Source organism: Pseudonocardia sp. DR1-2, assembly GCF_023717215.1.
GTDB lineage: Bacteria > Actinomycetota > Actinomycetes > Mycobacteriales > Pseudonocardiaceae > Pseudonocardia > Pseudonocardia alni.
Genome location: NZ_JAMQOF010000004.1, coordinates 349,341 through 371,380 on the forward strand (window position 1 = coordinate 349,341; position 22,040 = coordinate 371,380).

Annotated in this window: 20 protein-coding genes; 3 read left to right on the top strand and 17 right to left on the bottom strand. The window is 74.5% G+C overall.

Going from position 1 to position 22,040, the window contains the following annotated elements:
* Positions 1 to 24: 24 nt before the first annotated feature.
* The 3 genes from ND486_RS13935 to ND486_RS13945 form a co-directional block, all read right to left on the bottom strand.
* Positions 25 to 1,467, bottom strand: coding sequence for a VWA domain-containing protein (locus ND486_RS13935; protein WP_251784694.1), 1,443 nt, complete (start codon positions 1,465 to 1,467; stop codon positions 25 to 27).
* Positions 1,468 to 1,696: 229 nt separating this feature from the next.
* A complete protein-coding gene (locus ND486_RS13940) occupies positions 1,697 to 2,569 on the bottom strand; it encodes a serine protease (protein WP_251784695.1) in 873 nt (290 codons plus the stop codon).
* Positions 2,570 to 2,715: 146 nt separating this feature from the next.
* A complete protein-coding gene (locus tag ND486_RS13945) occupies positions 2,716 to 3,609 on the bottom strand; it encodes a MoxR family ATPase (RefSeq protein WP_179760616.1) in 894 nt (297 codons plus the stop codon).
* A 99-nt stretch (positions 3,610 to 3,708) separates the two neighbouring features.
* Between ND486_RS13945 and ND486_RS13950 the strand changes: the two genes are divergently transcribed.
* Entirely contained in the window at positions 3,709 to 5,820 is a 2,112-nt protein-coding gene (locus ND486_RS13950) for an ATP-dependent DNA helicase RecQ (RefSeq protein ID WP_251784696.1), read from the top strand.
* 173 nt (positions 5,821 to 5,993) lie between these two features.
* Entirely contained in the window at positions 5,994 to 6,587 is a 594-nt protein-coding gene (locus ND486_RS13955) for a hypothetical protein (RefSeq protein ID WP_251784697.1), read from the top strand.
* Between the two features lie 179 nt (positions 6,588 to 6,766).
* Here the strand turns inward: ND486_RS13955 and ND486_RS13960 are convergent, their stop codons facing one another.
* The 13 genes from ND486_RS13960 to ND486_RS14020 all read right to left on the bottom strand — a co-directional run bounded on the left by ND486_RS13960 (position 6,767) and on the right by ND486_RS14020 (position 19,767).
* Entirely contained in the window at positions 6,767 to 7,822 is a 1,056-nt protein-coding gene (locus ND486_RS13960; protein WP_251784698.1) for an ABC transporter substrate-binding protein, read from the bottom strand.
* A gap of 57 nt (positions 7,823 to 7,879) precedes the next feature.
* Complete coding sequence (locus ND486_RS13965; RefSeq protein ID WP_251784699.1) at positions 7,880 to 8,770, bottom strand: alpha/beta hydrolase; 891 nt, start codon at positions 8,768 to 8,770, stop codon at positions 7,880 to 7,882.
* The gene (locus tag ND486_RS13970; RefSeq protein ID WP_251784700.1) at positions 8,767 to 9,804 is read right to left on the bottom strand and encodes an amidohydrolase family protein; all 1,038 of its coding nucleotides are present in this window, start codon (positions 9,802 to 9,804) and stop codon (positions 8,767 to 8,769) included. Before ND486_RS13970 ends, ND486_RS13965 begins: the two co-directional genes overlap by 4 nt.
* On the bottom strand, positions 9,801 to 10,904 hold the full coding sequence (locus ND486_RS13975; protein WP_251784701.1) for an amidohydrolase family protein: 1,104 nt from the start codon (positions 10,902 to 10,904) through the stop codon (positions 9,801 to 9,803). The genes ND486_RS13970 and ND486_RS13975 overlap by 4 nt, the downstream gene beginning before the upstream one ends.
* Positions 10,901 to 11,395, bottom strand: coding sequence for a Rieske (2Fe-2S) protein (locus tag ND486_RS13980; RefSeq protein ID WP_062401353.1), 495 nt, complete (start codon positions 11,393 to 11,395; stop codon positions 10,901 to 10,903). Before ND486_RS13980 ends, ND486_RS13975 begins: the two co-directional genes overlap by 4 nt.
* Before the next feature lie 70 nt (positions 11,396 to 11,465).
* The gene (locus ND486_RS13985) at positions 11,466 to 12,416 is read right to left on the bottom strand and encodes a LysR family transcriptional regulator (RefSeq protein WP_251784702.1); all 951 of its coding nucleotides are present in this window, start codon (positions 12,414 to 12,416) and stop codon (positions 11,466 to 11,468) included.
* Position 12,417: 1 nt separating this feature from the next.
* Positions 12,418 to 13,929: a sensor histidine kinase gene (locus tag ND486_RS29755; protein WP_251784703.1), complete on the bottom strand. Its 1,512-nt coding sequence runs from the start codon at positions 13,927 to 13,929 to the stop codon at positions 12,418 to 12,420.
* Between the two features lie 15 nt (positions 13,930 to 13,944).
* Entirely contained in the window at positions 13,945 to 14,190 is a 246-nt protein-coding gene (locus ND486_RS13995; RefSeq protein ID WP_179760620.1) for a hypothetical protein, read from the bottom strand.
* Positions 14,187 to 15,242, bottom strand: a complete 1,056-nt coding sequence (locus ND486_RS14000) for an ABC transporter ATP-binding protein (RefSeq protein ID WP_251784704.1) — start codon at positions 15,240 to 15,242, stop codon at positions 14,187 to 14,189. The genes ND486_RS13995 and ND486_RS14000 overlap by 4 nt, the downstream gene beginning before the upstream one ends.
* A complete protein-coding gene (locus ND486_RS14005; protein WP_251784705.1) occupies positions 15,239 to 16,288 on the bottom strand; it encodes an ABC transporter ATP-binding protein in 1,050 nt (349 codons plus the stop codon). The genes ND486_RS14000 and ND486_RS14005 overlap by 4 nt, the downstream gene beginning before the upstream one ends.
* Complete coding sequence (locus tag ND486_RS14010; RefSeq protein WP_179760623.1) at positions 16,285 to 17,151, bottom strand: ABC transporter permease; 867 nt, start codon at positions 17,149 to 17,151, stop codon at positions 16,285 to 16,287. Before ND486_RS14010 ends, ND486_RS14005 begins: the two co-directional genes overlap by 4 nt.
* On the bottom strand, positions 17,138 to 18,154 hold the full coding sequence (locus tag ND486_RS14015) for an ABC transporter permease (protein ID WP_251784706.1): 1,017 nt from the start codon (positions 18,152 to 18,154) through the stop codon (positions 17,138 to 17,140). Before ND486_RS14015 ends, ND486_RS14010 begins: the two co-directional genes overlap by 14 nt.
* The gene (locus tag ND486_RS14020; protein ID WP_251784707.1) at positions 18,151 to 19,767 is read right to left on the bottom strand and encodes an ABC transporter substrate-binding protein; all 1,617 of its coding nucleotides are present in this window, start codon (positions 19,765 to 19,767) and stop codon (positions 18,151 to 18,153) included. The genes ND486_RS14015 and ND486_RS14020 overlap by 4 nt, the downstream gene beginning before the upstream one ends.
* Positions 19,768 to 20,157: 390 nt before the next feature.
* Here ND486_RS14020 and ND486_RS14025 point away from each other — a divergent pair, with 390 nt between their 5' ends.
* The gene (locus ND486_RS14025; protein WP_251784708.1) at positions 20,158 to 20,964 is read left to right on the top strand and encodes an IclR family transcriptional regulator; all 807 of its coding nucleotides are present in this window, start codon (positions 20,158 to 20,160) and stop codon (positions 20,962 to 20,964) included.
* A gap of 67 nt (positions 20,965 to 21,031) precedes the next feature.
* On the opposite strand, the gene ND486_RS14030 is transcribed toward ND486_RS14025, so the two are convergent.
* Complete coding sequence (locus tag ND486_RS14030; protein WP_251784709.1) at positions 21,032 to 22,036, bottom strand: amidohydrolase family protein; 1,005 nt, start codon at positions 22,034 to 22,036, stop codon at positions 21,032 to 21,034.
* Positions 22,037 to 22,040 lie beyond the last annotated feature (4 nt).

Genomic DNA, 22,040 nt, shown 5'->3' on the forward strand with positions numbered 1-22,040 from the left:
CTCCCGGGATGATCGCCCGGAGGATCAGACCGGCAGCAGCGCCTGGACGACGTCGGTGAGCTGCGCGGCGGTACGGCACTCGTGCATCGGGAGCACCTCGCCGTAGCGGGTGGCGGCCGAGTCGCCGGAGCCCCAGCTGCGCTCGGGCTCGGGGTTGAGCCAGTGCGCGTGCCGGACCCGCCCGGCCATCATCGTCAGCGCCCGCAGGTTGGGGTCGCGGTAGTTGGTGCGGCCGTCGCCGAGCACCAGCAACGACGTCTTCGGGGTGAGCGCGTCGCCGTGGTGCTCCAGGAAGTCGCCGAACGCGCTGCCGTAGTCGGAGTGCCCGTCGAACGCGGTGAGCGTGGCCTCGCGCAGCACCCGCTGCATCACCCCGGACAGCTCCGCGCCGGGTTCGAACAGGTGCGTGACCTCGTCGGTGCGCTCGATGAACGCGAACACCCGCACCTTGGAGAACTGCTCGCGCAGCGCCTGGACCAGCAGCAACGTGAAGTGGCTGAACCCGGCGACGGAGCCGGACACGTCGCACAGCAGCACCAGCTCGGGGCGGCCGGGGCGGCGCACCTTGTGCGCCGGGTCCATCGGCACGCCGCCGGTGGACATCGACCGGCGCAGCGTGCGCCGCAGGTCGAGCCGGCCGCGGTTCGAGCGGCGCCGCCGCGCCGACAGCCGCGACGCGAGCCGCCGGGCCAGCGGCTGCACGGTGCGGCGCAGGTCGGCGAGCTGGGTGGCGTTCGCGGTGAGGAAGTCGACCTGGTCGGTCTGGGTGGGGGTGGTGGTGCGGGCGATCTGCTCGCGGCCCCGCTGCTCGGCGGTGCGGCGGCGGACCTCCTCGCGGACGACGTCGCGGAACCGGGCGATGCGGTCGCGGATCTCGCGGCGGCGGACCTCGGACACGAAGTCGGTGTCGCCCTCCTCCCGCAGCCCGTCGAGGATCCGGGCGAGCAACGTGTCCGGGGACAGCGCGCCCAGCGCCTGGTAGGCCGACCAGTTCGGCTTCGCCGTCTGCCCGCGGACGCCCTGCCCGGCGGCACCGGAGGTCCCGATCGCGTCGACGGCGGCGCGGGCGAGCTCGCGCAGGGTCTCCTCGTCGCCGTCGCGGAGCAGGTCGGCGAGGATCTCGCGCAGCGCGTCGACGTCGACCGGGCCGGTACCCTCCCCGGACTCGTCGTCGATCCGCGGGACGTCGACGTCGGACGACCCGGCGCCCAGCGCGGGCGGGAACCACAGGTCGAACAGCGCGTCGAAGGTGCCGCGCTGCCCGGAGCGGCGCAGCAGCGCCGCGGCGAGCCCCTCCCGCAGCTGGTCGCGGTGCAGCAGGTCCAGGGCGCCGAGCACGCGGGCCGCGTCGACGGTCTCCCCCGGGCCGACCGCGACGTGGTGGCGGCGCAGCGCGGAGACGAAGTCGACGAGGTGCCCGGGCAGGCCGTGCTCCGGGGCGAGCGCGGTGGCGGGCGGGATCGTCACCGGTCCATCATGCGTGACACGGGCGTGATCAGCGAGGGTGGTCAGCCCACCGTCCACAGGCTCCAGGCGTAGGTCGCGGTGGTCGCGCCGGGTCCGGGTACCGGGTGCGGACGGGGTCGACCCCGCCGGAGTCGTCGCCGAGCACGTACACCGGCGCTCCGGTCGAGCCGCCGAGCCACGACCGGAGCGCCGGGGTGCACCGCGGTCCCACACCGCGGGGGTCCTCCGCCTAGAAGGCGGGGTCGATCGGCACCGGCTGCGGGGTGAAGGGACGGTCGCCCTCGACCAGGCGCAGTGCTCCGCCGTGGCCGCCGGGGCCGTTGGCGTAGTCGAGGATCCTCCGCAGGTCGCTGATGCCGTTCGTGCCGGGAGCCGGAGCCAGGTTCAGCGTCGAGAGGACGCCGAGGGCACGGCCGTCGGCGGTCAGGTAGCCCGAGCCGGAGTCACCGGGCACGCCGGGCGGGACGGTCACGACGGTGTGCGTCCAGCCGCCGCCCCCGGTACCGGTCGAGGTGCCGGTCTTCGGCCGCAGCGCGCGCACGCCCTGGCGCAGCGAGGAGTTGCCGTAGCCGTAGACGATCCCGCCGGTCGCGACGCCGTCGGCGGCCACCCCGGTCGGGCCGCCGTAGAAGGGCACCGTGGGGCTCGTGCGAGCGGCGTCGTCCGGGCTGAGCTCGACCAGCGCGAAGTCGTTGAACCGGCAGGTGTCCGGGTCGGTCTCGCCCCGCTCCTGCATGCTCAGCCAGGAGGAGTACACGAGCCGCCCCGGTGCGGTGGCGCCCTCGACCTCGACCGGGGTGCCGAGCGGCAGCGACCCGGCCTCGCACCCGTCCACCTCGGTGGACCCGCCGGTGCCCGCGCAGTGTGCGGCCTGCCCGAGGTAGGTCGCGGACCCGTCGGTGAAGACGAAGTTCGCGGTGCACTGCGCACCCTCGGGTCCGGTACGGGTCATGACCCCCGGGTGCACGCCGGCGTCCGCGGCGCCGTCCTGCGCCGACGCGGTGCCTGCGGCGGCGAGCCCGAGCGCGAGCACGGCACCGGCGGCCAGTCCGGCGCGCAGCAGGCGGCGGGCGGTGCGGGGCAGTTCCGGGAGGGCGGTCATCGGTGGACCTCCGGTCGCTGGGGAGCGTGTAACCGGAACAACTCGCGCCACCCGTCCCGGTTACGCCCGGTGCCCCGATCGATCCGATCTTCACTCCATAGGGGCGCAGACCTTGACAGCCGATCAGCGGTGCGTGACTGGGCCGTTCAGTTCAGTCGCAGCTCGGCGGCGGCCTTGTCGGCGTCCGAGCGGTGCTTCAGCACGACACCGAGGGTGGCGCGGACGGCGTCGTCGTCGAGGGTGTCGAGGCCCAGGGCCAGCAGGGTGCGGCCCCAGTCGATCGTCTCGGCGACGCTGGGGGCCTTGCGCAGCTCCATCGCCCGCAGCACCCGCACGGTGCGCACCAGGGCGTCGGTGAGCTGCTCGGTCAGCTCCGGGACGCGGGCGAGCACGATCCGGCGCTCCAGGTCGGCGTCGGGGAAGTCCAGGTGCAGGAACAGGCAGCGGCGCTTGAGCGCCTCGGACAGCTCACGGGTGGAGTTCGAGGTCAGCAGCACGAACGGGCGCCGGTTCGCGGTGACCGTGCCCAGCTCGGGGATGGAGACCTGGAAGTCGGACAGGACCTCCAGCAGCAGGCCCTCGACCTCGACGTCGGCCTTGTCGATCTCGTCGATCAGCAGCACGGTCGGGTCGGTGCGCCGGATCGCGGTGAGCAGCGGGCGCGGGAGCAGGAACTCCTCGGAGAACACGTCGTCGCGGGTGGCGTCCCAGTCCGCGCCGTCGTCACCGCGCTGCCCGGCGGTGATCCGCAGCAGCTGCTTGGCGTGGTTCCACTCATAGAGCGCGCGGGCCTCGTCGATGCCCTCGTAGCACTGCAGACGGACCAGCCCGGACTCCGTCGCCGCGGCCACGGCCTTGGCCAGCTCGGTCTTCCCGACGCCCGCGGGGCCCTCGACGAGCAGCGGCTTGCCGAGCCGGTCCGCGAGGAACACCGTCGTCGCGACGGCCGTCGAGGCCAGGTAGCCGGCGTCGGCGAGCCGGGCGGTCACGTCCGCCACGGAGCCGAAGACCGGGCGGTGGGCGGGGCTGTCGGACGACACGCGATCATCCTGCACGCCCGGCCCGCCGCGCGTCGGACGGGTGGCCCGGTTCACACCCCGGCGGCCCGCGTCGGGTCGCTGTCGGGGGTCGGGTCCACCATGGGTGCCGTGACCACCGCATCGAGCACCGACCTGCGCGAGCGCGCCGAGACCGTCCTGCAGCAGCTGGCCGGCCCGCAGGCCCGGCTGCGCGAGGACCAGTGGAGGGCGATCGAGGCACTCGTCGCCCAGCACCGCCGCGCGCTGGTCGTGCAGCGCACCGGCTGGGGCAAGTCCGCGGTCTACTTCGTGGCGACCGCGCTGCTGCGCGCTCAGGGCGCCGGGCCGACGGTGATCGTGTCGCCGCTGCTGGCGCTGATGCGCAACCAGATCGACGCCGCGATCCGCTCCGGGATCGTGGCGGTCACGGTGAACTCGGCGAACGCCGACGAGTGGGACGCGGTCTACGCCGACATCGCGAACGGCGACGTCGACGTGCTGCTCGTGTCCCCGGAGCGGCTCAACAACCCCGACTTCCGGGACCGGGTGCTGCCGGAGCTGGCGGCGAGCGCGGGGATGCTGGTGGTCGACGAGGCGCACTGCGTCTCCGACTGGGGCCACGACTTCCGCCCGGACTACCGGCGGCTGCGCACGCTGATCGCCGAGCTGCCGTCGGGGATCCCGGTGCTGGCCACGACGGCGACGGCGAACGACCGGGTCGTCACCGACGTCTCCGAGCAGCTCGGCATGGGGCGCGACCAGCAGGACACGCTGGTCCTGCGCGGGTCGCTGGACCGCGAGTCGCTGCGCCTGGCGGTGGTCCGGCTCCCGAGCCCGGCGCGGCGGCTGGCCTGGCTCGCGGCCAGGCTCGACGAGATGCCCGGCGCCGGGATCGTGTACACGCTCACCGTCCAGGCGGCCGACGACGTCGCCGAGTTCCTGCGCGAGCGCGGCGTCGCCGTGCGCTCCTACTCCGGGCGCACCGACCCCGAGGACCGCCTCGCCGCCGAGTCCGACCTGATGGAGAACCGGGTGAAGGCCCTGGTCGCGACCTCCGCGCTGGGCATGGGCTTCGACAAACCCGACCTCGGGTTCGTCGTGCACCTCGGCGCGCCCGCCTCGCCGGTCGCCTACTACCAGCAGATCGGCCGTGCCGGGCGTGCGCTGGACCGGGCCGAGGTGGTGCTGCTGCCCGGCCGCGAGGACCGCGACATCTGGGCCTACTTCGCGTCGCTGGCGTTCCCGCCCGAGCCGCTGGTCCGTCAGACCCTCGCCGTGCTGTCGGACCGGCCGCAGTCCACCGCCTCGATCGAGACCCGGGTCGACCTGTCCCGCACCCGGCTGGAGATGCTGCTCAAGGTCCTCGACGCCGACGGCGCCGCGAAGCGGGTCAAGGGCGGCTGGGTCGCGACCGGCCGGGAGTGGGTCTACGACACCGAGCGGCACGAGCGCGTGAACTCCGCCCGCCGGTCCGAGCAGCAGGCCATGCTCGACTACATCGCGACCACCGAGTGCCGGCTGGTGTTCCTGCGCCGCCAGCTCGACGACCCGGACCCGACGCCGTGCGGGCGCTGCGACACCTGCACCGGCACCGTCTGGTCCGACGAGGTGTCCGCCGACGGTGAGCAGGCCGCCGCCGAGCGCCTGACCCGGCCCGGGATCGAGGTCGCGCCGCGGAAGATGTGGCCGTCCGGGATGAAGGACATCGGGGTCCCGCTGTCCGGGAGGATCGGCGCGGGCGAGCAGGCCGCGTCCGGCCGGGCGATCGGGCGGCTGTCCGACATCGGGTGGGGCACCCGGCTGCGCGAGCTCGTGACCGGCGGCGACGACCCGGTGCCGGCCGACGTGCTCGACGCGCTGGTCCGGGTGCTCGCCGGGTGGGGCTGGGAACAGCGCCCGGTGGGCGTGGTCGGGATCGGCTCACGCACCCGCCCGCACCAGCTCGACCACCTCGCCCGGCGGATCGCCGAGATCGGCAGGCTGCCGCTGCTCGGCACCCTGTCCCCCGCAGGCGAGCGCCCCGCGGCGACCGAGAACTCCGCCCAGCGCCTGGCCGCGGTGTGGGAGGGACTCGACAGCGCGACCGTGCCGGACCTGTCCGGGGTGGACGGGCCGGTGCTGCTGGTCGACGACGTCGTCGACTCGGGCTGGACGATGACGGTCGCCGCGCGGGCGCTGCGCCGGGCCGGGGCCCCGGAGGTGCTGCCGCTCGTGCTGGCCGTCGCCGGGTGATCGGCGGCCGGCGCCTCCCCCGGCCGGGCCGTCCCCGGGCGGTGCTCCGTCCGCCGGAGGATGCGGCCACCGCGACGAACGACGTAGGCGGACCGGGTCAGCAGCGGGTCGCCCGGGCCGGAGACCGCTCCTAGGCTCGGCGCCGTCGCCGTTCCGCCGGAGGAGGAGCACCCATGAGCCGCTCCTCCGCGGACCCGGTTCCCGGCTCGCTGTTCGGCCGCCGGTTCGTCGTGGTGCCCCGGACCGTCGGCGACGACGACCTCCGTGCGCTGAGCACCGAGGTCGCGGCGGACGGACGGATCTGCGGCCTCGTACCGGCGCGCCGCCCGGTGACCTCGGACGTCGCGCAGCGCCTCGCGCGGCTGGCGGAGTCCCGGCACCTCGCATCACCGTTCGCCCCGACCGAGGTCGGCCGGGTGACCCGGCACGCCACGGAGCCCCGCCGGGAGCGGCGTTTCTACCTGGGCTGCACCGCGTGGGTGGTCCTCGCCGGAGGCGGGACGCTCACCGAGCACTCCGAGCGTGACCGGGCCGAGGTGCTGCACCGCAGCCGGATCGCGGTCGGCGACGTCGTCCTGCTGCGGGGGTGGAGCCCGCTCGGCGTCGCCGACCCGCGGCCCTACCTGCGGATCGCGCCCGACGGGCGGCCGGTGGCGCTGATGCGGGTGCGGCAGAACCTGGTCGGCTCGGCCCGCGAGTCGGCCTGGCTGCCGCTGCTCACCGCCGCGGAGATCGCCGAGGCCCGCGCCCGCGCCGCCGCCTGCTGACCGGACCGGGCCGGACCGGCGCGGCCCGGCGCGGCGCGGCCCGGCTCGGCGTCACCGAGATGCGGCTCAGCGGGGTTACCGGCACCACCGGAGCCCGCTGAGCTGCATCTCGGCGCCCGGCCTCCGCGGCCGGGACGGCGGACGGGCCCCGAGGGGGAACAGCGGGCGGTGGTCCGCGGTCAGCGGGCGGGAGCCGGGGTCAGGGTCGTGTCCAGCCAGGCGGCCGGGTCGAGGCCGGACGGGAGCTGACCGATCCCGACGATCTCGTCGTAGGCGGCCTGCCAGCGCTGGGGCGAGATCCCCAGCAACCTGTCACCGGAGGTGTAGGCGTCGACGTAGGCGGCCAGCGCGGCCTTCGCCACGTCCGGATCACCCAGCGCGGGGACCTCGTACTCGGAGTCGATCAGCCGCATCGTCTCGGCGAAGCCGTTGGCCTCGTCGTCGACGATGAACTGCATGGCCTCCTCGACTGCGGAGGCGTAGCGCTCCAGCCGGTCGCGGGTCTGCGGGTCGGCCATCTGCGCGGCGGAGGTGACGTACATCTGGGCGCCGGCGTCGATGTCCTGGTTCGGGTCGTAGACCACCGTCTCGGGGCGGGTGTGGTCGAGCAGCACGGAGGTGTCCAGCGACACGATGTAGGAGTCGACCCGGCCCGAGGTCAGAAGGTCGAACACGCCGGGGCTCAGCCCGACGACCTGACGCGACACCTCCTCCGGCGGCACCCCGGCGGACCCGGCCACCAGGTCCAGGGTGATCGAGCTGGTGCCGCCCTCCGACGGGGTCCCGACGAGCCGGCCGCGGAACTGCTCGGCCCGGGTGACCGGAGCGGCCTCGGTGGAGATCATCCGGATGGTGCCGGTGTGGATCGGCTCGCCGAACGCGAGCAGCGGGGCGTTGCGCTCACCGGCGGCGATCATCGTCTCGATGTCGCCGATCCGGGTCAGCTGCGCGCCGCCGGCGAGCACCGTCTGGATCGCCGGAGCGGAGCCCTGGGTGGCCTCGAACGTGACGTCCAGCCCGCGCGCCTCGAACAGTCCCCGGGTGTCGGCGATCATCTCCGGGGCGAACGACAGGCTCTCCATCGGCAGCACGTTGAGGAAGGTGACCGGGTCGCCGCCGTCACCCCCGTCGTTCCCGCCGCAGGCGGCCAGCACCGCACAGACGGCCAGTACCGCGGCGCAGGTCCGGCCCACGCGGCGGGCTCCCCGGACGCTCCTGGTGGATGTGGTGGTCATGGCTCACGTCTCCTCGCGTCGTTGCGATCCGTGGCGGTCCCGGGTTCCCCCGGTCGTTCATCGATGGGGTCGGTCCCGGCCGGTCGTGGGGAGGAAGGCCGCCAGCTCCGCCCGTACCTCGTCGGGTGCCTCCTCGGCGAGCAGGTGCCCGGCGTCCAGCGCCCGCCCGGTCGCGGCCGGGGCCCAGACCCGCCAGTCGTCCAGCACCGCCGGTGCCCGCCCGAGCGGACCGCGGCGCCCCCACAGGACGAGTGTCGGCGCGGTGATCGTGCGCCGGCCGCGGTCGGCCTCGTCGTCGGCGGCGTCGACGTCGAACCCGGCCCGGTAGTCCTGGCACATCCCGTGCACCACCTCCGGGCGCGCCCACGCCGACGCGTACGCGGCGAGCGCCGCCGGGTCGCAGACCTCCGCCAGCCCCCGGCCGAGGACCGCGTCGGGCTCCGCGGCCACCAGCCGCTCCGCCAGGTCCGCCGGCTGTGACAGCAGGAACCAGTGGAACGCCCCCCGGGCGAACCCGGCGTCGGCGCGGGCCAGCACGTCGGCCGTCGGGAGGACGTCCAGCACCGCCAGCGCGCTCACCGCGCCGGGATGGTCCAGCGCCATCCGGTAGGCGCAGCGGGCACCCCGGTCGTGCCCGACGACGGCGAACCGCTCGTGCCCGAGCGCCGCCATCACCGCCACCAGGTCGGCGGCCATCGTCCGCTTCCCCGACACCGCGACGGCGGCGCCCGCCGGGAGCGCGCTGTCGCCGTAGCCGGGCAGGTCCGCCAGCACCAGGGTGCGGCCGTCGAGCAGGCCGGGGGCCACCCGGTGCCACATCGCCGACGTCTGCGGCCATCCGTGCAGCAGCAGCACCGGCGGGCCCTCCCCCGCCTGCCGGACCCGCACGGTCCCCCCGGACGGCGTCGGGACGTCCTGCGGGCTCCCCGGCAGCCCGATCCCGCTCACCCGAGCCGGTACCACGCGGCGGCCGTCCCGCCGCGCACCGCGGCCAGCTCGTCGCCGTCCAGCACGGCCGCGAGGCGGTCGGCACCGGGACCGTGGTCGTGCGGGTGGTCCCCGGCGTGCATCAGCAGCTCCGGGCCGAGCAGGTCGACCGCCTCCCGGGCCTGCACCGGGTCGGACGGCAGGTGGATCGGCGCCGTGGTGAACCGGACGTGCTCACGGACGATCTCCGACGGCGGCCGGTCCACCCAGGGCACCTCGCGCCAGACGCCCTTCCAGTCCTTGTCGAACCGCCACAGCAGCGTCGGCAGCCAGGTCGAGCCGCACTCGGCGACGGTGACCCGGAGTCCGGGGAGCTCGGCGAACACGCCCTCGGTCACCAGGCTCACCAGCTGCCCCTGCGCGACGACGTTCCCGTTGGCCAGGTAGTCCTCCAGGTAGCTGTGGGTCATCCCGCTCGACGACGGCGCCTGCCCTGCACGCCCCCACGCGTGCAGGGTGAGGACGAGACCGTGCTCCGCGGCGGCACGCAGCACCGGCCGGTTCCCGACGTTGCCCCAGCGGGTGTCGTTGCGGACCGGCAGCAGTGCGGTGACGACCTCCGGCCGGTCGCCGATCCGGTGGATCTCCGCGACCGCGGCGTCGACGTCGAGGGTCGGCACCACCATCGCCACCCGCAGCCGCGGATCGTGGGCCTGCCACCGTTCCAGGAGCCAGTCGTTGAGCGCCCGGCAGAGCGCCGCCTCGTAGTACGGGTTGCGGTTGGTCTGGAAGGTGCTGGTGCAGGTCAGGATCGCGAGGTCCGTGCCGTCCGGGGAGAGCACCCGCTCCCCCAGCTCGCCGACCTCGGACAGCGGCCGGCCACCAGGGCCGATGCCGGGCGGGTAGGCGCCGCCCTGGGTCGGCGACAGCGACACCCCGCCGTCGGTGGTGTAGTCGCGCCAGTAGGGGTCCATGTGCGCGACCACGTCGGACAGTGTCGACGGGACACAGTGGACGTCGGTGTCGACCACCATCCCCACCACCGGGGCGCTCACGACGCCACCCGCTCGGGCAGGCCGTAGAGCCGGCAGGCGTTCGATCCCATGATCGGCTCGCGCAGGTCGGCCGGGAACAGCCGGGGCGCCGCCGTCGGCGAGTCGAAGTCCCAGTGCGGGTAGTCCGAGGCGAACATGATCCGCTCGCCCAGGCCGAGATGCCGGATCACCGTGGCCAGGTCCGCCGGGTCCCGGGGCTCCTCGATCGGCTGCGTGGTGAACCACAGGTGCTCACGCAGGATCTCCGACGGCGGCCGGTCCAGGTGCGGGACGTCCTCCCGCAGCGCCGCCCACCCGTCGTCCAGCGACCAGATCAACGGCGCCGCCCAGGCCAGCCCGCCCTCCACGCAGACGACCTGCAGCTCGGGGAACTCGGTGAGCACGCCCTCGCAGAGCAGGCTGGTGACCAGCGCGCCCATCATGTTGCCGTTCCAGACGTGCTCCTCGAGGTAGAACGACGGCCAGCCCGCGCCGCGGTGCTGCTCCAGCCCGCCGGTGTGCGCGGCGATCGGCAGCCCGGCCTCGGCGGCGGCCGCGTAGATCGGCCAGTACCGGCGCCTGCCGAACCCGGACTCGCCGCCGGTGGCCAGCAGTACCTGGCAGAACCGCGGGTCGCCCGAACGCCTGCGGATCTCCGCCGCGGCCAGCTCCGGGGACTCCAGCGACACCGCGATCGACGACCGCAGCCGCGGCTCGCGGTCGAGCCAGCACTCGGCGACCCAGTCGTTGAGCGCCCGGCACAGCGACGCGGCGAACTCCGGGGTCTCGGCGCCCCAGCTGTGCGACTGCAGCGGGATGAGCACGCCGTGGTCGATGTCGAACTCGTCGAGCAGCTGGTCGCGGACGAGCTGCAGGTCGCTGCCCGGGAAGGCACCCTCCGGCCAGGCGTCCAGCCGGTAGCCGGAGTTGCGCACCCGCGGGTAGACGTCCGGCGGGGCGGGCACGCGGCTGCCGAACAGCTCGTAGCGGCGCCGGGCGGCCGGGTCCAGGCGCGGCATCAGCTCGCCGGGCGGGCAGGCCGGGTGGATGTCGGTGTCGACGATCGTGAAGCCGGTACGCCGGCGGGCCGGCGCCGCGGGCGCCTCGGGTGCGGTGGTCACGGGCTCTCCCCCTGGCTCGGAACGGTGCGGGCGGGCCGCGGCGTGGTGTCGACGACGACGTGGTCGCCCGAGCCGAACCGCTCGACGGTCACGTCGAAGGTCTCGGCGACGAACGGGCCGGGCCTGCGCTCCCCGGGCGCGGGCTCCACGGTGGACACGTCGGCGGGCTCGACGCTCACCTCGTAGCTCCGGGCCGGCGGCTCCCCCGGGCCGAGGAACGACTGCCCGGTGGCCAGGTCGTACTCCCAGCCGTGCCAGGGGCAGGCGATCAGGGCGTGCTCGTCGTCGCGCTCGTACCGTCCGGGTGTGCTCGACCGGACCCATGCCTGCGTGCGGCCCTGGCACAACGGTCCGCCCAGGTGGGGGCAGTGGTTGTTGAGCGCGTAGAACCGGTCACCGACCCGGAAGACCCCGATGGAGCGCCGTCCACGGGTCACGATCCTTCGTTCGCCGGGCGGGAAGTCGTCCACCCGGGCCACCACGATCCGCATGCTCCCGACGCTATGTCGCAGGTCACCCCGGACGGAAAGAGGAAGTTCGGATGCGGGTCATCCACCGCGTCTATGGGCCGGGTCGCAACGAGCGCGAGGCGGTGTCCAGCATCGCGCGCAGCCAGGTGTGCGCGGCGTCGTCGGAGCGCAGCCGGTGCCACCAGAAGATCTCCACGATCGGTGGCGGGTCCCCCGGGCAGGGAAGGATCCGCAGGTCGGGACGGTCGGCGAAACCGGCGGCGAGCCGACCCTGCATGACCGCGACCCGATCGGTCCCGGCGACGAACCACGGGGTGGCCGCGTAGCTGTCGACCCGGACCGCCACCCGCGGCCGGGTGCGGAGCATCGCGAGCAGGGGCGCGAGCGGGGAGCTCGCCGGGTACTGCGGGTCGGGCTGGTTCGGGACCACCCACGGCAGACGTTCGAGGTCGGACAGCTCGATCCGGTCCCGCACCGGGTTCTCCGCGTCGACGACGCACACCCAGCGGTCCCGGAACAGCTCCTGGCCGCACAGCTCGTCGACCTTGAACTCGGCCTTCGGCGCGGAGATGATCCCGTCCAGCGTGCGCAGCGTCTCCGGCAGGTCGCCGGGCAGCCTGCCCTTCACGACCGGGACGTGCAGCCGTACCCCGGGTGCGGCCTCGTGCACCACGCGCGACAGCGACTCGCCCATCGCCGCCAGCACGTAGTCGGTGGTCATCACCGTGAACTCGTGCTCGGAGACCTCCGGCCGGAACGGCTCCTCCGGCGCGAACAACCGCTCCAGACCGAGGCAGAGCGGTTCGACCTGGAGGGCGAGCCGGCGCCCCAGCGGGGACAGCACGTAGCGGCCGCGGGTGCGTTCGAGCAGGTCGTCGTCGAAGTGCCTGCGCAGCCGGGCGAGCGCGGCGCTCGCCGCGGGCTGGGTCACCCCGACCCGCTCGGCCGCCCGGGTGACGTTCTGCTCGCGCAACAGCTCGCGCAGGATCACCAGCAGGTTCAGGTCGACGTTGGCCAGCGCGGCCGTCGCGGAACGGGGCACCTCAGGTCTCCTGCTCGTCCAGGCCCGCGACCGGGAGCACGGTCCGGACCGTCCAACCGCCGTCCGGGCGCGGGCCCGCCGAGCAGGCGCCGCCCCACCGTTCGGCCCGCTCACGCATCGACACCAGCCCCAGGCCCCCGGACAGCCCGGCCGGCGGATCCGCGGGCCGGGTCCCGGACCCGTCGTCGGCGACCTCGACCACCAGGTCGCCGCCGCTACGTTCGATCCGCACCCGCACCGTGCCCGCCCCGGCGTGCTTGACGGCGTTGTGCAGGGCCTCCCGGACGGTCCGGTAGAGGTCGTCGGCGACGCCCGGACCCAGCCGCGGGTCCACCGGGGCGACGACGTCCACCCGCAGGCCCGTCCGGGACTGCACCTCGGAGGCGTGCGTGCGGACCGCCTCCACCAGGTCACCGCCACGCGGGGCGGCCGGGTGCATCTCGCGCACCAGCAGCCGCAGGTCGTCCAGCGCGTCGGCGGACATCGCGGACAGCTCGGTCGCCGCGCCGAGTACGCGGGCCGGGTCCGGGTCGGAGCGGTCCAGCCGGCCCTGCAGCGCCGAGACCTGCATGCGTATCGAGAACAGCTGCTGCACCACCGAGTCGTGCAGGTCCCGGGCCAGCCTGCGGCGCTCCGCCGTGCGGGCGTCGGACCGGGACCGGGCCACCAGCCGGGCGGTGTCCACGGCGACGGCGGCGTGCGCGGCCATCGCCTCGAGGAACGCCAGCGAGGACGGGTCCGGCGCCTCGTCCGGCTCGTAGTAGGCGTTGATCACGCCGACGGTGGTGCCGCGGACGACCATCGGCATCGCGACGAACCCGTCCCAGTCCGGCCGGTCCATGATCTCGTGCAGCGGCTCCCACGCCGGGTCCGCCATGATCGTCGCCCGCCGGTGCGGGACGACGACCGCCTCGCCCCGCGCGTACGCCTCCAGGAACCGGATGTCCGCGCCGCCCTCCCGGCAGGCCCGCAGCCGCCGGACGAAGTCCGGTGCCGCGCCGAACCCGGCCATCCCGAGCACCTGCAGGTCGGCCGCCGGGTCGTCGACCGCCAGGATCTGGGCGGCCGCGATGTGCGCGGTGCCGATGATCTCGCGGGCGATGGCGTCCAGCGTGCCGGCCAGCGACCCCGCCTCGGCGACCCCCGCGGCGGCCCGGACGATCGCGGTCAGCCGCTCCTGCCGGGCCAGCCGGTCGGTGACGTCGCTGAACCACACGGCCAGGCCGCCGGTGCCGTCCGGCGCGGCCCGGTACCGGAGCTCGCGGGCCGACCCGTCGGCCCCGGTCCAGCGCACCGTCCGCGTCCCGGACGGGCCCACCGGGGCGGGGACGAACGGCGCCCGGACGCCCAGGAGCTCGTCGGCCGGGCGGCCGAGCAGCCGGAGGGCGGCCGGGTTCAGCGAACGGAACCGGCCGTCGGAGTCGAGCAGGACCAGGCCGTCCGCACACACCGCGACGAGCGCGGCCGCTCCCGGCTCGTCCCGGTCGGGGACGGTCGTCACATCGGTGTGCACCGCACCATCATGCGGTCACTCGCCGCCCGGTTCGAGCGTTTCGCCGGGGTAGCCGATCTCGATCCGCTCCTCGGGGACGCCCAGCGCCGAGTGCAGGACGGCACGCATCATGTCCTTCGGGACGAGACAGTCCGCGCAGGCGTCCGGTCCGGCGCTGATCCGGACCTGCAGCCGGTCGCCGGACTCGGTCACCTCCATCGCGTAGTCGTCGGCCTCCAGACCGGCGCGCAGTCCGTCCAGGGCGGCGTGGTCGATCGTCATGTGCGGGTCCCCTCGTCGTCGGTGCGTCCGGGTGGGTCGAGCGGGAAGTGGCAGGCGGCCCGGTGCCCCGGCGCCAGTTCGACCAGCACCGGTTCCTCCTCGGCGCAGCGCGCCTGCGCACGCGGGCAACGGGTGCGGTAGCGGCAGCCGCTGGGCGGGTCCAGCGGTGACGGCGGCTCGCCGGGGGGCGCCGTGGGCCGCCGCACCCGTCCGGTCGCCGGGTCCAGGCCGGGGATCGAGTCGAGCAGCGCCGAGGTGTAGGGGTGCCGGGGCGCGCGGTAGAGCGCGGTCGCGGGGCCGATCTCGGCGAGCTGCCCGAGGTGCATCACCGCGACCCGGTCGCTGACCTGTTTGACCAGCGCGAGGTCGTGCGCGATGAACAGGTAGGACAGGCCGAGCTCGGAGCGCAGGCGTTCGAACAGGTTGAGCACCTGTGCCTGGATCAGCACGTCCAGTGAGGACACCGCCTCGTCGCAGATGAGCAGCGCCGGGTCCAGCGCGATCGCCCGGGCGATCGCGACCCGCTGGCACTGCCCGCCGGACAGCTCGTGCGGGCGCCGCCGCCCGTACAGCGACGGGTCCAGCCCGACCATGTCCAGCAGCTCGTCGACGCGGCGGGCACGCGAGGCGGCGGTGCCCTCCCGGTAGCCGACCAGTGGCTCGGCGACCAGCTCGGCGACCCGCCAGCGCGGGTTCAGCGAGCCGAACGGATCCTGGTAGACCATCTGCAGCGACCGTCGCGCCCGCACCAGGTCCCGCCGCCCCAGCCCCATCAGGTCGACGCCCTGGAACTCGATCTCGCCCGACTGCGGCCGCGGCGCCTGGATCAGCGACCGGGCCAGCGTGGACTTGCCGGAACCGGTCTCGCCGACCACCCCGAGCGTCTCCCCCGGGTGGACCTCCAGGGACACGTTGGAGACGGCGTGCACCACGCCGCCCTTCCCCCCGCCCGCGGCCCGGACCGGGAACTCCTGGACGACGTCGCGGGCGGCCAGCAGCGGGGCGACCGGAGCGGTCCGCGGTCCGGTCCCCCGGTGGTCGGTGACGGTCATCGCCGGTCCTCCTCGGGTTCGGCGCCCCGGCCCGGTGCGGGATGCCAGCAGGCCCAGTGGTGGCCGGGTTCGTGTTCGGTCAGTGGGGGCTCGGTCAGGCACAGGTCGTCGGCCGAGGCGCACCGTGGGCGGAACGGGCAGCCCTCGGGCAGCGCCCGCAGGTCGGGCGGCTGGCCGGGGATCACCGGCAGCAGGCTGTGCGACGGCCGGTCGAGCAGCGGGATCGCGCCCAGCAGTGCCGCGGTGTACGGCATCCGGACGGCACCGAACAGGGTCGGCGCGGGCGCGTACTCGACGGCCCGGCCCGCGTACATGACCAGCACGTCGTCGGCGTAGCTGGCGGCCAGCCCGAGGTCGTGGCTGATCATGACGACGGCGGTGCCGAGCCGCTGCTGCAGTTCGGCCAGCAGCTCCATGATCTGGGCCTGGGTGGTCACGTCGAGCGCGGTCGTCGCCTCGTCGGCGATCAGCAGCCGGGGCTGCCCGGCCAGCGCGATCGCGATCATGACCCGCTGCCGCATCCCGCCGGAGAGCTGGTGCGGGTACTCGAAGAAGCGCCGCTCCGGTGCCGGCAGCCGGACCAGCGTGAGCAGCTCGACGGCACGCTCCCGCGCCGACCGGGCGTCGACGTCGGCGTGCACCCGGACGGCCTCGGTGATCTGGTTGCCGATCCGCATCGTCGGGTTGAGCGAGCGGGCCGGGTCCTGGAAGACCATGGCGATGTCCGAGCCGCGCCGCCTGCGCATCTCGCGCTCCGGCATGCCGATCAGCTCGGTGCCGTCGAACGTCGCCGAGCCGGTGACCCGGGCGGAGCCGGGCAGCAGCCCGAGCAGGGCCCGCGAGCTCACGCTCTTGCCGGACCCGGACTCGCCGATCACCGCCAGGGTCCGTCCGGGGGCGACGCTGTAGGACAGCCCGTTGACCGCGTGCACGGGAACGCCCTCGCGGGTGAACCGGACCCGCAGGTCCCGCACCACGAGCAACGGGTCTCCGACCGGCGCCGGGTCGGTACGGGCCGGTGCGGTGTCGGTGCCGGAGATCGTCATCGGCCGCTCCATCGTGCGCGCAGGGTCTCGCCCAGCAGGTTGAAGGTCAGGACGGTCACGAAGAGCACCAGGCACGGCCAGACGACCAGCATCGGCGTCGCGGACAGGCTCTGCTGGCCCTGGGCGATCATGTTCCCCCAGCTCGGAGCGGGGGGCGGGATGCCGAGCCCGAGGAACGACAGCGCCCCCTCGATCACCATCACGATGCCCATGCCGAGCATCCCGAAGGTGATCAGCTGGGGTGCGATGTTGGGCGCGACGTGGCGCAGCAGCGTCCGGTGGCCCGGCGTCCCGCACAGGTCGGCCGCGGCCATGAACGGCTGCTCGCGCAGCCGCAGGGTCGCGGCCCTGGCGATCCGGGCGAACGCCGGCACGCTGAAGAACGCCAGCGCGAGGACGGTGTTCGTCCGGCTCGGTCCGAGGCTCTGGGCCACCGCCAGGGTCAGCACCAGTGACGGGAACGCGATCAGCACGTCCAGCACCCGCATGATGACGGTGTCGACGATCCCGCCCAGGAAGCCCGACACCGCGCCGAGGGTGCCGCCCACGAGCAGCCCGAGCAGGTTCACCGACACCGCGACGATCAGCGACGAGCGCCCGCCGTGCAGCACCCGGGACAGGATGTCGTTGCCGTTCGGGTCGGTGCCGAGCAGGTGCCCCGGTGAGAGCGCCGGGAGGTAGCTCGACAGCACGCTCCCGCCGACCGGCGGCGGCAGCGGCAGCACCACCGGCCCGACGAAGCAGGCCGCGGTGATCAGGGCGAGCAGCCCGCCCGGCAGGACGACCGCCGGGCTCCGGAGCAGGCCACGCCTGCCCGGCGGCGCGGCGGGGACGACGGCGGTGACGGGCTCAGCGACTGCCATAGCGGATCCTCGGGTCGAGCACGGCGTAGAGCAGGTCGGCGAGCAGGTTGGCCAGTACCGCGATCACGGCGAACACGACGACGCAGGCCTGCACCACCACGAAGTCCCGGGTGTTGATCGCCTGCAGGAGCAGCTGCCCGAGGCCGGGCAGCGCGAAGACCTGCTCGATGATCACGGTCGCGCCGATGAGCGTCCCCAGGTTCAGCCCGACCACGGTGATCAGCCCGAACGACGAGTTCCGGAACGCGTGCCGCACCAGTACCCGCCACGGCCCGACGCCCTTGGCGCGGGCCGTGGTGATGTAGTCCTCGCCCTGCAGCTGGTCCACCAGGTCGCCGCGCAGGAACCGGGTGTAGAAGCAGAACAGCGGGAACGCGATCGCCACCGCGGGCAGCGCCAGCGAGTGCAGGTTGCCGGTCACGCTCTCCGAGAGCGGTACGAAGCCGATCGCCGGGAAGAGCGACAACTGCACCGCGAACAGCAGCACCAGCAGCAGGGCCAGCACGTAGTTCGCCACCGACAGCCCGGTGATGCTGACGAGCATGCTGAGCCGGTCGAACAGGCGGTTCGGCCGGTAGGCCGCCAGCAGCGCGACCGGGATCGCCAGTCCGAGCGATAGGACGAAGGCCATCCCCACCAGCTGCCCGGTGACGGCCAGTCGCTCCGCGAGCACCGGGGTGACCGGCTGGCCGCTGACCACCGAGTTGCCGAGGTCTCCGGTCACGGCACCGCCGAGCCACTGCAGGTAGCGCACGGGTCCGGACCGGTCGAGCCCGAGCCGCTGTTCCAGCGCGGCGATCTGCTCGGCGGTCGCCTCCGGTCCGAGCAGCTGCTGCGCCGCCCCGCCCGGGATCAGGCTGAGCACCCAGAAGGTCAGGACGCTGGCCCCGAGCACGATGGGGACCGCCATCAGCGTCCGCTTGCCGACCATCCGCAGTGCCGGTGACCCGCGCAGCGCCGCGAGTCGCGCGGAACGGTCGCGGACCGGTACGCCCGCGGTCACTGCTGCGACTCCCGCCAGACCTCGTCCCAGTGCACCCCGGTGTTGACGACGATCGGCGGGATCCGGCTGGTCAGGCCCGGTCCGTACACCCCCGGGACCGCGAGGTTGGCCGGAGCGAAGGCGAGACCGAACGGGCCGTAGTGGTTCTCGGCGATCAGGCCGCCCGCCCGGTCGTAGAGCTCCTGACGCTGCGCGGGATCGACCGAGGCGGCGGCCTGGTCGAACAGTGCGTCCAGCTCGGGGTCGGCGACCCCGGAGAACGGGCTGTCCGAGTCGAACCGAAAGTTGACGCCGACCCCGGCGGCCGGGTCCCACGATCCGGCGGTCTGCAGCATCGCCTGCCAGCCGCCGCCGTTGAACTCCTGGACCAGTGTGGACAGCTCGTAGGTCTCGGTCCGGACGGTGATGCCCGCCTCCTGCCACTGCGTCTGCAGCGCGGTCAGGACCTGCTCGGCCACGTAGGAACCGAGTGTCCCGAGGTCGACCTCCAGCCCGCCGAGCTCCGCGACGAGCTGCCGCGCCCGCTCCGGGTCGTGGCCGGTGTAGCCGGGGGTATTCTCGGTGTGGAACAGCCCGCCCGGACCGGTGAAGCTCTGGCTGACCGGGTACCGGCCGCGGAACAGGCCCTGCCCGATCGCGTCGAAGTCGGTGGCGGCGTAGATCGCCTCCCGGGCCCGCGGGTCGTCGAACGGCGCGGCCCGGGTGTTGAGCTGGACGACGTAGGGCGACGTCGCGGGCTGCACCGTCACGGCGAGCCGCCCCTGGGACTGCGCCTGCTCCAGCAGCGGCGTCGTGGTCAGGCCCTCGTAGGCCTGCGCCTGCCCGGCCAGCAGCGCCTGGTAGGCGGGCTGGTCGCCGCCGATCGACTGGAAGGTCAGCCGGTCCAGGTAGGGCAGACCCTCCTTGAAGTAGTCCGGGTTGCGTGCCAGCACCAGCTCGGAGCTGAGCTGGTTGGACACCACGGTGAAGGGCCCGGCGCCGACCGGCTCGATCGCGAAGGCGTCCTCGCCCTTCGCCGCGAGCGCGGTGGGCGAGGCGATCCAGTTCACGTTCGTCACCGGCATCGCGTTGATCACCGCGGCGTAGGGCCGGGTGAACTGCAGGACGACGGTCCGCGGCCCGTCGGTGGTGATCCCGCCGTCGGCGAGCGGCCAGTTCGGCGAACAGGTGCAGGGTGAGTCGACGGCGCGGCGGAAGTTGACGGCGACCGCCTCGGCGTCGAACGCCGTGCCGTCGGTGAACCGGAGCCCCTCGCGCAGCGTGATCCGGACCGTCCGGCCCCCGTTCTCGACGGAGCTGCTCTCCGCCTGGTGCGGCTCCACCCGGGCGTTCGTGCCGTCGTCGTCGGCGACGAGCCGGAACAGCCCGCCGTAGATCGCGCTCATCTGCGGCACGTTCGCACCGCCGGTGGTGTTGGTGGCCGGGTCCAGACCGGTCGGCCAGCCACCGGCGAACGAGCCGTCCTCCAGGACGGTCAGCTCACCGCCCCGCTGGGGCGGACCGGTCGGCTCCGCGGGAGCGCCGCCCGCGTTCGTGGCCGCCCCACCTCCGCAGCCGGCCACGACCATGGCCGCGGCCAGCAGCAGGGCCGGCAGGTGCATCCGTCGTCTCACGGGGCACTCCCGTTCGGTTCGGGACCGGCCGGCCCGCGCGGCGGCGGGCGTCCGGTCGGTGGTGGGCCCCGGGGACCGGCGGTCGAGGGCAGCCGGGGAACGTGATCGGGCTCACTGTGATGTCGACCAGCGTCGGGCAGCCCCACCGTCGCGGTGGAGGGCGCTTCCACCCGGCGGAAGACAACTTGGTGCCCTCCCCGGCCCGACCGCGACGAATGACGTAGGCCCTCTGTCCCATCCGACCCGTTCGTCCGTGCTGCCCTTGTGACGCAGCGTGTGACCTGCGAACACTGACCGGGCGCCGGCTCCGGCCGCCGCACGACGTGGACGCTGGACGAGGGGGTCGGGCGTGGTGGAACCCTGCGGTACGACGGGCACGGGGGCCGGTCGATGACGGTCACGGCGGAGCACGGCCCCGGGTGGGCCCACGAACCGGATCCCGGCCGGCGGGTCACGGCCGCGGGCCGGATGCTCGCGGTGCTCGACGCCTTCGGACCCCGGCACCGGTCGCTCACGCTCAGCGACATCGCGCGGCGCGCCGGGCTCAGCCTGTCGACCGCGCACCGGCTGGTGCACGAGCTCGTGGCCTGGGGTGCGCTGGAGCGCGACGGCGAGGGCCGCTACTCGGTCGGGCTGCGGCTGCTGGAGCTGTCGGCGCTGGCACCGCGCGGTCTCGGCCTGCGCGAGGCCGCCCACCCGCACCTCGAGGACCTCCACCGGGCCACCCGCGGCAACGTGCAGCTGGGGGTGCGGGACGGCACCGGCGTGGTCTACGTGGAGGCGATCCGCGCCCGTGTGCGCAACCCGGTGAACAGCCGGGTCGGGGACCGCTGGCCGATGCACGCCACCGGCACCGGTCTGGTGCTGCTCGCGCACGCCGAACCGGAGTTCCAGGAACAGGTGCTCAGCTCGCCGCTGGAACGCTTCAGCCCGATGACGGTGATCGACCCGGACGTGCTGCGACGCACCCTGGCCTCCATCCGGCAGACCGGGGTGGCGGTGGCGCGCGGGCAGATCACGGTCCCCGACATGGTGGTCGCGGTGCCGGTGCTCGACGCCGGCGGACGGGTCGCCGCGGCCGTCAGCGTGGTCGTGGAGGCGACCGAGGCGCGGACCCGTGAGCTCGCGGGGGTGCTGACCCAGGCGTCCCGGGCGATCTCCCGGACCCTGGGACCACGCCCGGTCACCGGCCTCTGAGCCGTCCGGCACACGCCGCTCCCCCGGGCACCGGGCCCGGGGGAGCGAGCGTGCGGCGGGACCGGGGTCAGGCCGGCGGTTCGACCCCGAGCCAGCGGAAGGTGTTGTGCCACAGGATGTCGTCCAGCTCGGCCGCGGACAGGTCCAGCGACCGCAGGGTCCGGCCGCAGGGCTCCTCGCGCGGCATCGCCGGGAAGTCCGAGCCCGCCAGCAGCCGGTCGTGGCCGAGCAGGTCGACGAGGTAGCGCAGGGCGCGGTGGTCGAAGACCGTCGTGTCGTAGTAGAAGCGCCGGGCGAGCTCGGACGGGGACGGGCCGTCGTCGTGCGCGAACGCGCGCTCGGGCACCGCGGGCTCCTCGTTCCAGGTGCCGCTCCAGAAGTACTGCGCCCGCGGCAGGACGAGCGGGAACCCGCCGGCCGCGTGGCTGAACGACAGCCGCAGGTCCGGGCACCCGGCCGCGGTCCCACCGGTGACCATCGACGCGGCGGCGGTCGCGCCCTGCAGGCCGACCACGTGGGTGCCCATCGCCGAGGCCGGGAGCTGGTCGGTCGGGACGGGCATCGCGTGCACGAACACCGGCAGCCCGAGCCGCTCCGCCTCGGCGAAGAACGGCCGGAACCGCTCGTCCCCGATCGGCCTGCCGAGCACCCCGGAGGCGATCTCGACACCGTGCAGGCCGGCGTCGCGGATCTGCTTCAGCTCCGCGGTCGCGGTGTCCGGGTCCTGCATCGGGACGATGCCGAAGCCGTAGAGCCTGCCCGGTGCGGCCGCGCTCAGCGTCGCGGTGAACTCGTTGACGTGCCGGGCCAGCGACAGCCCGTCGGCGACCGGGAGGTCGTAGCGCAGCAGCGGCGGCATCGGGGTGATCACCTCGGCGTCCACACCGGACGCGTCCTGGGCCTCGATCCGCCGTTCGGCGTCGAAGAACGCGGCCTTCGCGGTGAACCGCACCGACCCGAACACCAGCAGCCGGGCGTCGGTGCCGTCGATCGCCTCCATCCGCGGGAAGCACCCGGGGCCGTCGTCGGGGTAGTCGTGGGGCAGCAGGTGGGCGTGTGCGTCGATCAGCACGGCG

Bases quoted from the DNA above. Each gene is read 5' to 3' on its own strand.
- ND486_RS13995 (WP_179760620.1), bottom strand. From the start codon at position 14,190: ATGACGATCGACCACGCCGCCCTGGACGGACTGCGCGCCGGTCTGGAG.
- ND486_RS13950 (WP_251784696.1), top strand. From the start codon at position 3,709: ATGGGTGCCGTGACCACCGCATCGAGCACCGACCTGCGCGAGCGCGCC.
- ND486_RS14010 (WP_179760623.1), bottom strand. From the start codon at position 17,151: ATGGCAGTCGCTGAGCCCGTCACCGCCGTCGTCCCCGCCGCGCCGCCG.
- ND486_RS13940 (WP_251784695.1), bottom strand. From the start codon at position 2,569: ATGACCGCCCTCCCGGAACTGCCCCGCACCGCCCGCCGCCTGCTGCGC.
- ND486_RS13960 (WP_251784698.1), bottom strand. From the start codon at position 7,822: ATGACCACCACATCCACCAGGAGCGTCCGGGGAGCCCGCCGCGTGGGC.
- ND486_RS14000 (WP_251784704.1), bottom strand. From the start codon at position 15,242: ATGACCGTCACCGACCACCGGGGGACCGGACCGCGGACCGCTCCGGTC.
- ND486_RS14005 (WP_251784705.1), bottom strand. From the start codon at position 16,288: ATGACGATCTCCGGCACCGACACCGCACCGGCCCGTACCGACCCGGCG.
- ND486_RS13955 (WP_251784697.1), top strand. From the start codon at position 5,994: ATGAGCCGCTCCTCCGCGGACCCGGTTCCCGGCTCGCTGTTCGGCCGC.
- ND486_RS13980 (WP_062401353.1), bottom strand. From the start codon at position 11,395: ATGCGGATCGTGGTGGCCCGGGTGGACGACTTCCCGCCCGGCGAACGA.
- ND486_RS14025 (WP_251784708.1), top strand. From the start codon at position 20,158: ATGACGGTCACGGCGGAGCACGGCCCCGGGTGGGCCCACGAACCGGAT.